This is a genomic window from Pontibacter litorisediminis (genome assembly GCF_029360645.1).
Classification (GTDB): Bacteria; Bacteroidota; Bacteroidia; order Cytophagales; family Hymenobacteraceae; genus Pontibacter; species Pontibacter litorisediminis.
This window is the reverse complement of sequence record NZ_JARDUA010000001.1, coordinates 203,668-218,848: the sequence shown is the minus strand read 5'-3', so window position 1 is coordinate 218,848 and position 15,181 is coordinate 203,668. Positions and strand designations below refer to the sequence as shown.

The window sequence follows — 15,181 nt, the reverse complement described above, 5'->3', positions numbered from 1 at the left end:
AATCAGCCCTACCGCAGCCTTACTTTGGGTAAACGCAGGGCTTTTTGCCGGGCTGGCATGCTGTACAGCACCAGCCCGCCCATTACCAGCAGCATGCCCACGTTTGCTAGCGGTCCCGGCCACCCAATGCCCAACAGCACTATCTCACCTGCCAGCGTGGCAACAATCTCAATGGATTGGGTAGCCTCCACGGCAGCCAGCGCGGCCGAATTGTGGCGCACTATGTTCATGGCCACAAAAAACAGGATGCCCCCGATCACGCCGGAGCTCAAGGCGATAATGAGCGTGCCCCATACCTGGGACCCATCGGGTAAGCCTGCCTCGCTGTAGCCGTACAGCATCAGGCAAAGCTGTACAGGCAGGCTACCGATCGCCATGCCCGCCACCCGCTGCATGGCGTTAAGCCCCTGTGTCTTCTCCTCGGTGTAGAGCAGCAGCTTACGGTTGGCCAGCGGCCATAAGGTAGCCGAAATCAGCACCAGCAACACGCAGGCCCACAGGTCCTGTGGTGTGTAGCTGCCGTTGCGCTGGCTCCATTGCATCAGGGCAATGCCCGCCAGAATAAGTATGGACAACAGCAATGCGCGCACCGGAATGCGGCCGCGCGCGTCTTTGTAAATCAGCGGCGAGAGCAGGATACCGGCCACAATGGTGAACTGGAACACGCCTGCTATAAGCCAGCCCGGGCCAAAGAAAGCGGCAGAGGTCAAAAAGATATAGACTATCCCGAAGGCAAGGCCGCCCCACCCCATCCACACCCACAGGCTTTGGCGCATCACTTTAATTAGTGGCAGCAACCTGCCCTGTACAACAAGCAAGGGCAACAGCAGCAAAGCCAGAAACGTGGTGCGAAGCCCCACCGTCCAGGCCCAGTGGCCGCCATCGGCCGAGATAACGCTGTTCACCGTATAGGTTGCGCTGAAAAAGACACAGGCCAGGGAGCCTATGGCGATTGCCTTTAAATGATTGTTCTGGTTCATAGCCGTCCGTACAAAGTTTGCAAATGTACGGCCCGGGCCTCATCAGGTCATGGCATTATCCGCCTCGTCTATGGTACTTTTGGAACCACTCTGCTGCTGCCGCACCTGCATAGGCGTTTGGCCCGTCATCCTCCGGAAGAAGCGTACAAAGTAGGAGGCATCCTCAAACCCTAGTGTATAGGCGATCTCTTTCACCGACAAGGTACTGAAGTACAACAGCCGTTTAGCCTCGATCAACAGCCTGTTGTGCAGCATATCGGCCACTGTTATCCCCAGACTGATCCTGCAGATATTATTCAGGTGCTTTGGGGTAATTCCCATTACCTCAGCATAGTATGACACAGGCAGGTGCTCCTGAAAATGCTGCTCAACCAAAGTGCTTAACTGAAAGATGCGCTCGCTGTACCGGGCTGGCGTTAGCCTGGCTATTTGCAGGTGCGACTCGCGTAGCAGGAACTTCAGCAAGGTATAAAGCAAGCGTGAGAGTATGGTAATATCCGGAACAGGCTCCTCCAGCTCCTGTTCCAATAGCTGCACCAGTTGCTCGATGGTATGACGCAGTTTGGGAGGCAGGTCGAGGTAGGGGTGTTGGTACGCGGCCCCAAACAGCACCAGCACATCGTGCGCGGTGAGGCCTGTGGTCTGCAGCAGACTCTCCCGGAACGCCACGATCTTGCCGCGCTCCTGCAGCGCCAGCCGCTGGTGCGCCTGCCCCGGGCCCAGAAAAAACACCCGGCCCGCCAGCATCTCGTAGCGCCGGAAGTCGATCAGGTTATCACCGCCCTTGGTTTCCTGCACATAGATGAGCTGGTAGGCGTTGTGCCGGTGCGGCACCGCCGAAAGCTCGCTGGCAAACTCCTGTAGGGGCAGCACAGCCAACTCCTGCAGTTGCAGCAGTTCCTGTATCGGCAATGGCTCTGGCTTCGGCTTTTTCATGGAGGTAAAAATAGCATGCTAAAATACGCAGAAAAGCGCCAGCCTATCCTTATTTGGCCTTACAAAAAGCAGGTAAAGCGCTAACTGAACAACTTTTTAATTTTATCCAGGGTGAGCGCGTGCTCCTCAGTGCCTTCAGTGCCCAACATGAACGACCAACCCGCAAGCCTTTCGGTATGGTCGCAGTATACTTTAAACATGCCCAGGTACGGCACCGCCAGAAACATACCGGGCAATCCCCAAACCATACCGCCCACTATAATGCTAAGTATGGTAAACATAGGGTTGATGTTGACTTTGCTGCCCGTGATGTTGGGCGTGAGGATGTTGTTCTCGGTGAACTGCACCACCAGGAAGAAGAACAGCACCATCAGCGCCTTGTTGGGGTCGCCTTGCACCAGCAAGGTATACAGCAGCGGAATAGCCCCTCCTATCAGCGTGCCGAAGTATGGGATGAAGTTGATGAAGGCGGAGATGATGCCCAGCAGCAGCCAGTAATCTACCCCTATCAGCAGCAGGCCCGTGGAGTTGATGACGCAAAGGATCAGGATGACGATCACCACACCGGCCATGTAATGCTTGGTCACATTGGAGATTTCGTCCATGATCCGCCTCACCCTGCCATGCTTGGCAGAGCTTACCTGCCTGAACAGGAAGTGTTCAAACTTGTTGCGGTAGTACAGAAAAAGAAAAATGTAGACGGGCATCAGGCCAAATTTGGCAATGGTGCCGGTTGTTGCCATCAGGATGTTGCTCAGGAAACTGCCGCTCAGCTCCAGCGCGCTTTTTAGCTGTGCCTGCAGCCAGTGCTCGTTCTTAGGGTTGCTTTCTCCAAAGCGGCTATCTATACTCTCCTGCAGGCGGTCCAGGTTGTCCATTGCCTTTTCCTGCAGGGCCGGGAAATCCCCCAGAAACACAATCAGTTGCTTGTATAGCAGTACCAGCGCCCCCACAAATATGGCCATGGCCGCTATCACTGTGATGAAGTTAGCCAGTATCCGCGGCAGCCCCTTCGACTCCAGCCAGCTCTCCACCGGGTACAGCAGGTAGGCAAACAGCACCGACATCAGGATTGGGTACAGGAACTCCCGCGCCACCACCAGCACGTACACCAGCAGTATGCCAAACAGCAGTATAAAGGTATAGTGCCTGAGCTTGCTTCCGGGTTCTTTCTCCATACCCTTACTACTGCAGGCATGCCCTATTTTGTTATTAAAATTAAGGTATAGGCATACATATACGCTTCTCGCTACACGGGCAGAGCGGGAATTGACCTACCTTTGCAGCTTACGTACAAGCAAACCATGGCTACTTTCGAGCAACTCAACCTAAACGATGCCCTGCTGCAAGCGCTGCAGGCAGTGGCATATACCTCACCTACTCCCATACAGGAGCAAGCCATACCATTGCTGCTGCAGGGGCGCGATGTGGCAGGCCAGGCCGAAACAGGCAGCGGCAAAACGGCTGCCTTTGGCCTGCCGCTCTTGCAAAGTATAAACCCGGATCTGCAGCAGGTACAGGCATTGGTGGTGGTGCCCACCCGCGAACTGGCCGTGCAGGTGCGGCAGGAACTTAAGCAGTACGCTCGTTTTATCCCGAACCTGAAGATCAGCGCCTTCTATGGGGGCCACTCCTTTAAGTTGGAGGAGGACTCGCTGGCCCACCCCCCGCAGGTGCTGGTCGGCACGCCCGGCCGCCTCACCGACCACCTCAGCCGCAAAACCTTAAATGTAAGCAAAGCGACAAAAGTAGTTCTGGATGAGGCTGATAAGCTGCTGGAAATGGGCTTTGAAGAAGAACTGGACAAACTGCTTGGCGCTTTGCCACGAAAGCGCCAGACGATCCTTTTCTCAGCCACCATGGAGGAGAATGTAAAGGAGCTGATCGCTAATTCGCTGCAGGACCCCATGTTTGTACAGGCTACCGTCGCCGCCGTTCCTGATCGCATCTTATACTATGGCCTGAAGGTGCAGGACGCACAAAAGCCGGAGGCACTCGTACAGCTGCTGCAAAGTATAAGCTCGGCCGGTACCGTGGTGTTTGTGAATGCCCGCCTCTCTACTGAGGAGGTGGCGCAGCACCTGCAGGAGCATGGTTTTGCTGCCCGGGCCTTGCATGGCAAACTGGAGCAGCGGGAGCGCGATAAAACTATGACGCTTTTCCGCAATGGTACCGCGGCCATACTTGTCGCCACCGACCTGGCCGCCCGCGGGCTGGACATGGACGTGGTGCAGCAGATCATCCATTATGAGCTGCCCCAGCACCAGGACGCTTACCTGCACCGCAGCGGCCGTACTGGCAGGGCCGGCAAGTCGGGCACCGTTTATACTTTGCTGAACCCCCGCGAACTTCAAAAACTGGAGCAGTGGCCGGAGGTACAGGTAAACGAGTGGCTGGACCCGCGGGAGCTTACCTCAACCAATACCCTAGCTCCCGTTGAAGCACCAGCCCTCACGACGCTGCACATCAGCGGTGGCCGCAAAGATAAGCTTAGCCCACGCGATATTGTAGGGGCTTTGATCGCAGAAGTTGGTTTGAGCGCCGCCGAGATCGGCAAAATTGAAATTCAGGACCACCACAGCTTTGTAGCCATTCCGGAGGAAGCCGCCGGCACTGCAGTCAAAAAACTCAACGGCGCCAAAATCAAAGGCAAAAAGTACAAAGTAAGCTTTGTGCGTTAAAAGACCCGCACCTGATAAAGTATAAGATCTGTGCTACCCCCAGGAGGAGCAGACTGTTTAGCTTGAGAACGCTAATTTCATTAGCAAAATCATTTGCTGCCATACTAAAAAACTTTACCTTTACCTTATGGAGATCATGGTAGGCATAGCGGCATTTTTGGGAGGCCTGGTAGTAGCCTTTTTGGCGCTGAAGGGAAAGTTAAACGCGCTGCAGCAGGTAGCCAACCAGGCTGCCGTTACGCAGGGCGTGCTGGAGGGGCAGGCCAGGCAAAAGGCGCAGGAGTTGGAGCAGCTTAAGGCACAGCTGCGCGAGGCACAGTCCGAAACGCTGGACCTGACCAATGCGCTGACTAAAACCGAAACCGACTACGAGCACCTCAAAAGCCGCTTGCAGGAGCAAGGGCGTGAACTGGAGCAGCTGCGCGAGAAGTTTCTGCAGCAGTTCCAGAGCATCTCCAACCAGGTGCTCATGACGAATGCCGAACACTTCAACAAAGCCTCTTCTGAGAACCTGGAGCGTGTGCTGGCACCGCTCAAGGAGCGCATCAAGGAGTTTGAAGTGAAGGTGGAGCAAACCTACGAGAAGACCTTGAAGGACAGCATCTCTCTGAAAGAGCAGATTACGCAGCTGGCCTCCCTGAACCAACAAATGAGCCAGGACGCCATTAACCTGACCAAAGCCCTGAAAGGCGAGAGTAAAACACAAGGCAACTGGGGCGAGTACCTGCTGGAGAGCCTGCTGGAGAAGTCCGGCTTGCGCAAAGGCGTGCATTACGAGCGCGAGGAGGTACGGCAAAACGACGAGAAACAAGTATACCGCCCCGACGTAATCGTGCGGCTGCCGGAGGGCAAGCACCTGATCATCGACTCCAAGATGTCGCTGGTGGCGTATGAAGCCTTCTGCAGCTGCGAGGACGAGCACCAGCAGGAAGTGTACCTGCGCGGTCATATCAACTCCGTCCGCACCCACTTCTCCGATCTAGGCCGCAAAAGCTACCATCGCCTGAACGGCATTAACTCCCCGGATTTCGTGCTGATGTACATTCCGATTGAGCCAGCCTTTAACCTGGCCGTGCAGCACGACCACGACCTGTTTACAGATGCCTTCGACAAGAACATCGTACTGGTAACTACCTCTACCCTGCTGGCAACATTAAGAACAGTAGCCGGCGTGTGGCGCCAGGAGGACCAAAAGCGCAACGTGCTGAGAATAGCCGAGGAAAGTGGCAAGCTCTACGACAAGTTTGTAGGTTTTGTGGATGATTTGAAAACGATTGGCAAGCACCTGGAGAACAGCCAAAGCTCTTACAACGCAGCTATGAACAAGCTGACCGAAGGCCGCGGCAACCTCATCCGCCGGGTGGAGATCCTGCGCGAGCTTGGAGCCAAAACCAGCAAAACCATAGACGATAACCTGCTGCAGGAAGCGCAATTGCCGGAGGAAGCAGAGCAGGAGTAATATGCCTAAGAAACATCTTACGTTACACAAAAAAAGAGGCACTGTTGATGTGCCTCTTTTTCGTGTAAGGGTGTTTTGATTTTCCTAGTTGCAGTCATTACCCACGGTAACCTGCTGCGTCACTTCAAATGGAGTCGAAGCCATGCCAGCGTTACCTTTCACGGTACCTGTTACTGTAACTGTATAAGTACCGGCTGGTAAGCTATAGCTCAGCTGGTCTAGCTTGGCAATAGAGGCATTGCCACAGGCAGCGGTGCTGCTGAAGGCATTCTGAGCAATGATGTCGCCCATTGTCATGTCTGTTAACAATGCAGTGGTAGCACGGCCGAAACTACCTGCGTTTGCTGTGTAGAGGATGTCTGCTAGGCAATTGTTTGTTTTGTCGCCTACTTCTACAGTAAATGCCGGGTTAATCACATCTTCCTGGTTAGAAACCATTACTTTTAGGTCGCTAATTCGAGGATTGCCTTCTTCGTCGAGCAATGTAAAGGAGTATTTAGCTCTACCCTTGTTTACAACAACCGATTGTCCTGCTATTGTAATATCAATGGTAACATCAGAGTTACCAGTGCCTTCTTCTTCTGAGACTAGCGACCAGGCTGTTCTGGAGGTAACAGGTACAGTTGTTACAGGCGTAATAGTAGTCTGCCCAAGTTTAACAGCCTCCAACCTGCCACCATTAAAGAAAACACACTTCTGTCTCTGAGCAGCGGCGTTTCTATTGTTGGCAGTACCTCCTGTAAAGTAAGCTGCTGCGGCAACATTGTCAAAAACCCATGTGCCTTCTGCATCAATAGCTGGTGCGTTAACATCAATGTCCACCATGATGGATTGTGCGGTTTCGGCAGCAGCCTTCGAGGCATCTATACTGCTGCTCCTCAGGTCTGCGCTATCCATTTCTTTTTCGCAACCTGCCAGCAGAAACGTGGAGGCCACCATGGCCGATACTAAAATTGAACTGCGGAATAACTTTTTCATATAGTATATAAAGGGTTAGGTTAAAAATGCCGCTAACTAGTCCATAGCAAACCATCCAGCACATTGCTACAGTTATTCATAAAACACCTAATGCTGCGCCAAGCCCCTTCAACCCCGTTGGAAGAACTCAGTTTTCAGGCACAAACAGGCATAAAAGCAGATACCTGGTGTGCTAACAGCTCTAAAATGCGTACCTCGAAAAATTGTGATGTAGTAATAGGAAAAGCTACCCCTGTTCTCATACTTCAATTAAAAACAGGGATCATACAAATATACGGCTATATAATAATATAGTTACTGTTTAATATAAAATTATTTATAGCTTTAAAATATGAGCCAGACATTCACATCTACCGCTCTATTGCTTATATTTAATCTTTGCTTCAGCAGCTGCCTGAAGCAAACAACCTAAATCTTAACCTAACCCATGAGAAAACTAATCTTTACCGGCCTCACCGCCGCTGTGCTCCTCTCCTCCTGCTCCAGCCAAAAAACGGAAACGGCAGGCACAGAGCAGACGACAGAGTTAACAGAAGTACAGCGGGAGGCGCAAACTTTTCTGGACCAGTACTCCAAAACTTACCAGGACCTGTACACCAAATCGGCGGGGGCAGAATGGGCATCCAACACCAAGATAGTGGAAGGCGATACGACGAATGCTGCCGCCACGCGCCGGGCTAACGAGGCTTTTGCCGCCTTTACCGGAAGCGCCGAAAACATAGAGATGGCGCGCACCATGCTGAACAAAAAAGACCAGCTTACGCCGCTGCAAGTAAAGCAGTTTGAAGCCATACTGTACGCCGGAGCCAACAACCCGCAGATTATACCGGATGTGGTGAAAGCCCGCATCAAAGCTGAAACGGAGCAAACTGAAAAGCTGTACGGTTTCGATTACCGCATCTTCCAGAAGTCCGTGAGCACGAACGAGATCGATAACATCCTGAAAAAGGAGACAGACCTGAAAAAGCGCCTGCAGGCCTGGAACGCGAGCAAAGAAGTTGGTCCTGGCCTGAAAGAGGGCTTGCTGAACCTGCGCAACCTGCGCAACGAAACAGTGCAGAGCCTCGGCTACGACGACTACTTCACTTACCAGGCTTCTGATTATGGCATGTCGCGCGAAGAGATGATGCAACTGATGCGGCAGATAAACGAGGAGTTGCGCCCGCTGTACCGCGAGTTGCATACCTACGCCCGCTATGAGCTGGCCAAGAAGTATGGCGAAAAGCAGGTGCCCGATTACTTGCCTGCCCACTGGCTGCCAAACCGCTGGGGCCAGGACTGGAGCTCTATGGTAGAAGTGGAAGGCATTGACCTGGACGCTGCCCTAAAGCCGAAAGGGGCCGAATGGCAGGTAAAACAGGCCGAGCGTTTCTACACCAGCATGGGTTTCCCGGCTTTGCCAGAGACCTTCTACACCAAATCGAGCCTGTACCCCCTGCCGGCAGACGCAGGCTATAAGAAAAACAACCATGCTTCTGCCTGGCACATGGACCTGGACAAGGATGTGCGCTGCCTGATGAGCGTGGAGCCCAATGCGGAGTGGTATGAAACCACGCACCACGAGCTGGGGCACATCTATTATTACATGACATACACCAACCCTGATGTGCCGGTGCTGCTGCGCGAGGGTGCCAACCGGGCTTACCACGAGGCAGTGGGTTCATTGCTGGGCTTAGCTGCCATGCAGAAGCCATTCCTGGCGGAGCTGAACCTCATCGATAAGAATGCACAGACAGACGAGGTGCAGACGCTGCTGAAAGAGGCGCTAAACTACGTGATCTTTATTCCTTTCTCTTCGGGGGTGATGAGCGAGTGGGAGCACGACTTCTATGCCAAAAACCTGCCGGCCGACCAGCTGAACAAGCGCTGGTGGGAGCTGAAGAAGCAGTACCAGGGCATAGTGCCGCCAACGGACCGGGGGGAGAACTTCCTGGATGCGGCTACCAAGACGCACATCAACGACGATGCCGCGCAGTACTATGACTACGCCATGAGCTACGTGATCCTGTTCCAGCTGCACGACCACATCGCCAAGAACATCCTGAAGCAGGACCCGCACGCCACCAACTACTATGGCAGCAAAGAGGTAGGCAGCTTTCTGCGCGATATCATGTATCCGGGTGCCTCTGCCGACTGGCGCCAGATGCTGAAAGACAAAACCGGGGAAGAGCTTAGCGCCCGCGCCATGGTAGAGTACTTCCAGCCGCTGATGGATTACCTGAAAGAGCAGAACAAAGGCAGAAAGTATACTTTGTAGTTTAGGAGGTCGGATACTATCGACAGCCTCTCCACCAAAAAGCCTCGGCAGATATCCTGCTGAGGCTTTTTTGATTTAGGGTTCCTATATTGCTGATCGCTCCAGCTGTGTCAGCGCATGTTCCTCCAGAAAAGCCGCTAACCTGTCCATGGTTTGGGCAAGTTCTACCGGTTCCGGCAAGTACACCACCCTGAAATGGTCTGGGTGCTTGTAATTGAAGCCCGAGCCCGGCACCAGTAGCACATGCTGCTCGGTGAGCAGGTTTAGGGCAAACTGCTGATCATCTGCGAAGTCAAACTGCTTCAGGTCCAGTCTTGGGAACATATAAAAGGCTCCTTTAGGCTTAACGCAGGTAATACCGGGTATGGACGTTAGCCTCTCGTAACAAATGGCTCGTTGCTGGCCCAGCCTTCCGGTTGGTTGGGTTAGATCCTGCATTTCCTGTTGCCCCTGTAGTGCCGCCTCTATGGCAAACTGTGCCGGCACATTACTGCACACCCGCAGGCTGGCCAAGGTGTTAAGGCCGCCCAAGTATTCCTGCGCCTCATGTTTGGCTCCGCTTACCAGCATCCAACCTGCCCTGAAGCCAGCTGCCAGGTAATTTTTAGAAAGCCCGCTAAAAGTCACGAATACCACCTTATCCGACAGGGTGGCAGCAGACGTAAACTCCTCCTCATCGTAGAGGATCTTGTCGTATATCTCATCTGCAAAGATTACCAGCTTGTGTTCCTCGGCAAGGGCTACCAGTTGCTGCAAAAGCGCTTTGGAGTACACCGCACCTGTCGGGTTATTCGGGTTGATAAGCACCAGGGCCCGGGTACGGCTGGTGAGTTTGCTCCGGATGTCCTGCACGTCCGGAAACCAATCGGCTCCTTCGTCGCAAACGTAATGCACGGCCTTGCCCCCGGCAAAGCGCACGGCAGCCGTCCACAGCGGGTAATCCGGCGATGGCACCAATACCTCATCCCCCTCATCCAGCAAAGCCTCCACAGCATGCATGATCAGCTCACTCAGACCATTGCCCAAGAAAATATCGTCTGTGCTGATGTTGGTTACCCCTTTGGCATTATAGTATCGCTTTACAGCCTCCCGGGCACTTAACAAACCTTTGTGGTCAGAATAGCCTTGCGCCTTCCCTAGATTCCGAATGATATGCTGCACCACCTCATTAGGTGCATCAAAACCAAACGGGGCGGGGTTTCCGATGTTGAGTTTGGTGATGCGGTGCCCCGCCATCTCCAGCTCCTTTGCACGCTCATACAATGGCCCGCACAGGTCATACGACACATTATCCAGGCGCTTGCTCCTCTTAATCATACTTCTAAAATTTAGCGAAGATAGCATCCGTGGAGATTGCCTGTACATCTACCCCTCAGGATTTTCTTTGTGCTGAATCAGCTCCCGCCCTGCTCCTCTGCTTGCCTCACTTCAAACGCTCCCCATGGCATTAGCCGCACCTGATAGAGCTTATCAAAGCCCTCGCCCAGTGTGGGCACCTCCAGTCGTTTTTGGGTGCCGTAAATGCCTTTTACAGGTATAAGAAAACGCCCTGCCCGGCGGCTGTTCCGCTTTACCGCCTCCTCAGAGCTCGCCTCAAAGAAGTAGCCGACTACTTCATACTTTGCTTCTCTGGCCATACGAATATACCTGGACCGCTCCTCTCGGGTAGGATTGGTGTTGTCTACCACAAAGCGCATCTGGCTTTTCAGGCAAGTTTCCAGGAAGAGCCGCTCGCGGTGCCGGGTTCGGAGCAGGTCCAGGCTGATGCGCACATGGCTGTTAAAGAACCGTTCTCTGTAAAAAGAGGACTTGCCGCTGGCCTGTATGCCGCAGAAAATAATCGCCTGCATGTTTACGGATGTTTTACAAAGTATAAGTGCGCCAAGGGGTTTAGGTTGTTGGCCAGCACTGAAAGTGTAACTTTAAAGCCTGTAAAGCATATAAAGAAGATCATCATAAGCAAGTATACATGGATGCGATGAAGAAAAAGCTGGTGGTGCTGAGCGGTGCCGGTATAAGCGCCGAGAGCGGCATTGCCACCTTCCGGGATGCGAACGGTCTCTGGGAAGGCCATGACGTAATGGAGGTAGCCTCGCCGGAGGGTTGGCGCCGTAACCAGGAGCTGGTACTCGACTTCTACAACCAGCGCCGCAAAAATGCACACGCCGTTAAACCCAACGCCGCTCATATTGCCTTAGCTGATCTGGAACAAGATTTCGACGTGCGCATCATCACCCAAAACGTGGATGATTTGCATGAGCGCGCTGGCTCCACCCATGTCATACACCTGCACGGCAAGCTCTTCGAGAGCCCCAGCACCCTAGATCCTACGTTGGTATACCCGATTGATGGCTGGGAGTTGAAGAAAGGAGATAAATGTGAGCGCGGTTCGCAGCTGAGGCCTAATATCGTGTGGTTCGGAGAGCCCGTGCCCATGATGGAAAAGGCCATTGCAGAAACGCTGCAGGCAGATATCTTTCTGGTGGTGGGCACCTCCCTGGTAGTATACCCTGCCGCCAGCCTGGTAGATTATGTGGATGCAGATGTGCCCGTTTTTGTAGTAGACCCGAACCTGCCAAGTATACGGGTCCGGCCAAACCTGCACCGCTACGAGGAAAAAGCCAGCACCGGCATGGAAAAGGTGGCAAAGCTGCTCCGGGAGAAGTATAAATAGCCAGAAACGAATAGAGAACTGAAGCCCTGCAGGTAAAACTGCCAGGGCTTTTTTATTGCTACAAACCTAATCCCCTCAGAAATTCATGGTGCAACAACACACAAAAACAATATTTTAGATAAATCTAAATTCATAGTTTTGCGTTTCAAATATTCATAACATTAAAAACCTAAAATCATGAAATGCGCATTTTTACTCCTCCACCTCCTGCTTACCTTTACTGCCGCCGCCCAGCAGGGCACCTTGCAAGGAAGAGTAACAGCCGGTGGCAAACCCATACCATATGCCACTGTGTTGCTTGAGGGAACTAGCCTGGGAACCTCCACTGACCTGGAAGGTCACTATACATTGGAGAGAATACCTCCCGGTGTACATGAGTTGGTGGTTAAGGCCATTGGATATAAACCAGCCCAGCATACAGTGCAATTAGCGGCAGACACTCTGCTTACCCGGGACTTTATACTTCAGGAGAACCACGCCACTCTGAATGAGGTGGTGGTAACCGGCACCCGCACCGAGCGACGCAGGTTGGAGAGTCCCGTAGCTGTTAACGTGCTCGATAGCCGCACCTTCGGCTTTACCCAGTCTAACACCCTGTCGGAGGGGCTTTGCTTTCAGCCGGGGCTGCGCCTGGAAACTGACTGCCAAACCTGTAACTACACGCAGCTGCGCATGAATGGCTTGGGTGGCTCCTACTCGCAGATACTGGTGAACAGCCGCCCGATCTTTACCTCTCTAATGAGCCTGTATGGCCTGGAGCAGATACCAGCCAACATGATAGACCGTGTGGAGGTGGTGCGGGGCGGCGGCTCCGTGCTGTACGGCTCCAGCGCCATTGCCGGCACCGTAAACATCATTACCAAGGAGCCGACGGAAAGCACATTTACCCTCTCCAGCAACTCCTCGCAACTGGATGGACAGGCTTGGGACCATTTTCTGAATGCCAACGCCAACCTCGTGAATGAGGACCAAAGCGCGGGCACCTCCTTTTTCGCTTCACACCGCGACCGGGAGGCTTATGATGCCAACAGCGACGGCTACTCAGAGCTGGCGCAGCTAAAAAACAACTCCTTCGGATTTAACGCATTCTTCAGGCCAACGGACAGAGACAAGGTGGACGTAAACGGGTGGAGCATCTACGAGGAGCGCAAGGGGGGCAACCGGCTGGATGAGCCTGCGGACCGCGCCGACCAATCGGAGTACCGGCTGCACAACATCCTGGTAGGTGGCTTTAACTGGGACCATCGGCTGTGGAATGGCAAGGCGTCATTTAGTGTGTACGGCTCTGGCCAGCATACCAAGCGCACGCACTACACGGGCATAAACCAGGCGGATGGATGGGGGCAAACGCGCAACCATACTTGGCAGGGCGGCTTTCAGTTTAATTATACATCACAACGCTTCCTGGGCGGCAGCAACACCTTTACCGCCGGCGCTGAGCACCTCTACGACGATACCTTCGATGAGATAGAAGCTTATAAGTACCGCATTGACCAGGAAAACAACCTCACCGGCCTCTTTCTGCAGAGTGATTGGGACATCAGCCCTGCCGTTACCTTACTTGCCGGGGTCCGTGCCAACAAACACAGCAAAGTAGATGACCTGATCCTGACGCCACGCCTGAACATGCTTTACAAGCTTGGCACCACCACGCAGCTACGCGCCTCCTACGCACGTGGCTTTAAAGCACCGCAGGCTTTCGAGACCGACCTGCACATTGCCTTCGCAGGTGGCGGCATCTCCCTCATCCAACTCGACCCGGCGCTAAAAGAAGAAACCTCCAGTGCCTTCAACGCTTCCCTTGACTTCAACAAACCCAGCGAGCACCTGATCTACGGGTTTACGCTGGATGGTTTTTATACCCGCCTGCAAAATGCCTTTGTGCTGGAAGAAGTAGGCACGGATGAGTTGGGGAACCAGCAACTGCTCCGCCGAAATGGCAGCCACTCTACGGTGAAAGGTATAACGTTGGAGGGACGGATGAATTACGACCAGCGTTTCCAGCTGGAGACGGGCCTGACGGTGCAGCAGGCGGCCTACGATGAACCGGTAACCTGGTCATCCAAGGTGTCTGGTACACGAAAATACCTTCGCACGCCGAATACCTATGGCTATTACGTGCTCACCCTGCTGCCTCAAAGTCGCTTCAATGCTACTTTCTCAGGTGTTCTGACCGGCCCCATGCAGGTGCCGCACTTTGCCGGTGCGCCGGGTGTGCTCGAGGACGAGCTTTATACTTCCCCAACCTTTGTAGAAAACAACCTGAAGGTCTCCTACCGCTTCACCCTGAGAAGTATAAAACAGGACCTGCAGTTACACGGCGGGGTACAAAACGTCTTTGATGCCTATCAAAAAGACTTCGACACCGGCCCCTACCGCGACAGCAACTACGTGTATGGCCCAGCGCGTCCGCGCACTTTCTTCGTTGGGTTAAAGTTTGGGCTGATGTAGGCAACGGGGCAAAAGAATTTTATTCTAGGCCAAAGCCTCTTATATTGCCGCTTCACAAAAAAGAAGTTGAGCATACAATACATCCTTGAGCTGATTGGAACGGCGGTGTTTGCCATGTCGGGGGCACTGGCTGTGAGCGAGCGCGACCGGGAGCAGGACTGGTTCGGTGCCGCCTTTACGGGCTTTGTAACGGCCATTGGGGGCGGCAGCCTCCGCGACATCATGCTGGGCAGCTATCCGCTGGTGTGGGTGCAGGACACGACTGTGCTGTACGTGATCCTGGCGGCCATTGTGTGCAGCGGGCTTTTTTACAGATGGCTGCTGCAGCTGCGCCGTACATTTCAGCTCTTCGATACATTAGGTATTGCCATTTTCACAATTGTGGGCATGGAGAAAGCCCTCAGCCTTGGGGCGAGCGCCGAGGTGGCGGCTATTATGGGTATGTTCTCGGCTGTGATGGGCGGCGTGATCCGCGACACGCTCACCAACGAGGTCCCGATCCTGTTCCGTAAAGAAGTGTATGCCAGCGCCTGCCTACTCGGCGCCTCGTTTTACCTGGGTCTTGAGTACCTGCAGGTGGAACGCAACACCAACTTTATCGCCTCCATGCTGCTGATCATCGTTGTCCGGCTGGTGGCGATCCGGTATAACCTGAGCCTGCCCAAGTTCAACCGCCACACCTGAGGCAGCTCCCCCTCCACGATTAAACCTACCCATATTCCTTAACTTTCGTACTCTGTGAAATAATCCACTACACAAGTATAG

General features: G+C 53.6%; 12 protein-coding genes. 6 read left to right on the top strand and 6 right to left on the bottom strand.

Annotated features, from left to right (window positions below; translation table 11 throughout):
- Window positions 1-8: 8 nt before the first annotated feature.
- The 3 genes from PXG97_RS01040 to PXG97_RS01030 all read right to left on the bottom strand — a co-directional run bounded on the left by PXG97_RS01040 (window position 9) and on the right by PXG97_RS01030 (window position 3,094).
- A complete protein-coding gene (locus PXG97_RS01040) occupies window positions 9-980 on the bottom strand; it encodes a multidrug resistance efflux transporter family protein (RefSeq protein ID WP_276495852.1) in 972 nt (323 codons plus the stop codon).
- A 42-nt stretch (window positions 981-1,022) separates the two neighbouring features.
- Complete coding sequence (locus tag PXG97_RS01035; protein ID WP_276495851.1) at window positions 1,023-1,916, bottom strand: AraC family transcriptional regulator; 894 nt, start codon at window positions 1,914-1,916, stop codon at window positions 1,023-1,025.
- A gap of 80 nt (window positions 1,917-1,996) precedes the next feature.
- Window positions 1,997-3,094: an AI-2E family transporter gene (locus PXG97_RS01030; protein WP_276495850.1), complete on the bottom strand. Its 1,098-nt coding sequence runs from the start codon at window positions 3,092-3,094 to the stop codon at window positions 1,997-1,999.
- A 126-nt stretch (window positions 3,095-3,220) separates the two neighbouring features.
- Here PXG97_RS01030 and PXG97_RS01025 point away from each other — a divergent pair, with 126 nt between their 5' ends.
- Window positions 3,221-4,597, top strand: a complete 1,377-nt coding sequence (locus tag PXG97_RS01025; RefSeq protein WP_276495849.1) for a DEAD/DEAH box helicase — start codon at window positions 3,221-3,223, stop codon at window positions 4,595-4,597.
- A 127-nt stretch (window positions 4,598-4,724) separates the two neighbouring features.
- Window positions 4,725-6,056 (top strand): DNA recombination protein RmuC, encoded by a 1,332-nt coding sequence (locus PXG97_RS01020; protein WP_276495848.1) that lies wholly within the window; start codon window positions 4,725-4,727, stop codon window positions 6,054-6,056.
- An 84-nt stretch (window positions 6,057-6,140) separates the two neighbouring features.
- Here PXG97_RS01020 and PXG97_RS01015 read toward each other — a convergent pair whose 3' ends face one another.
- Window positions 6,141-7,034 (bottom strand): hypothetical protein, encoded by an 894-nt coding sequence (locus tag PXG97_RS01015; protein WP_276495847.1) that lies wholly within the window; start codon window positions 7,032-7,034, stop codon window positions 6,141-6,143.
- 427 nt (window positions 7,035-7,461) lie between these two features.
- Between PXG97_RS01015 and PXG97_RS01010 the strand changes: the two genes are divergently transcribed.
- Window positions 7,462-9,291: a M2 family metallopeptidase gene (locus tag PXG97_RS01010; protein ID WP_276495846.1), complete on the top strand. Its 1,830-nt coding sequence runs from the start codon at window positions 7,462-7,464 to the stop codon at window positions 9,289-9,291.
- Window positions 9,292-9,375: 84 nt separating this feature from the next.
- Here the strand turns inward: PXG97_RS01010 and PXG97_RS01005 are convergent, their stop codons facing one another.
- The gene (locus PXG97_RS01005) at window positions 9,376-10,608 is read right to left on the bottom strand and encodes a pyridoxal phosphate-dependent aminotransferase (protein ID WP_276495845.1); all 1,233 of its coding nucleotides are present in this window, start codon (window positions 10,606-10,608) and stop codon (window positions 9,376-9,378) included.
- Between the two features lie 77 nt (window positions 10,609-10,685).
- A complete protein-coding gene (locus PXG97_RS01000; protein WP_276495844.1) occupies window positions 10,686-11,141 on the bottom strand; it encodes an AAA family ATPase in 456 nt (151 codons plus the stop codon).
- Between the two features lie 119 nt (window positions 11,142-11,260).
- Here PXG97_RS01000 and PXG97_RS00995 point away from each other — a divergent pair, with 119 nt between their 5' ends.
- From PXG97_RS00995 to PXG97_RS00985, 3 genes are all read left to right on the top strand, one after another.
- Window positions 11,261-11,965 carry an SIR2 family NAD-dependent protein deacylase gene (locus PXG97_RS00995; RefSeq protein ID WP_420851740.1) on the top strand — a complete coding sequence of 235 codons (705 nt, stop codon included), beginning with the start codon at window positions 11,261-11,263 and terminating at the stop codon, window positions 11,963-11,965.
- A gap of 177 nt (window positions 11,966-12,142) precedes the next feature.
- A complete protein-coding gene (locus tag PXG97_RS00990) occupies window positions 12,143-14,416 on the top strand; it encodes a TonB-dependent receptor (RefSeq protein WP_276495843.1) in 2,274 nt (757 codons plus the stop codon).
- A 66-nt stretch (window positions 14,417-14,482) separates the two neighbouring features.
- Window positions 14,483-15,100, top strand: coding sequence for a trimeric intracellular cation channel family protein (locus PXG97_RS00985; protein ID WP_276495842.1), 618 nt, complete (start codon window positions 14,483-14,485; stop codon window positions 15,098-15,100).
- Window positions 15,101-15,181: the final 81 nt, after the last annotated feature.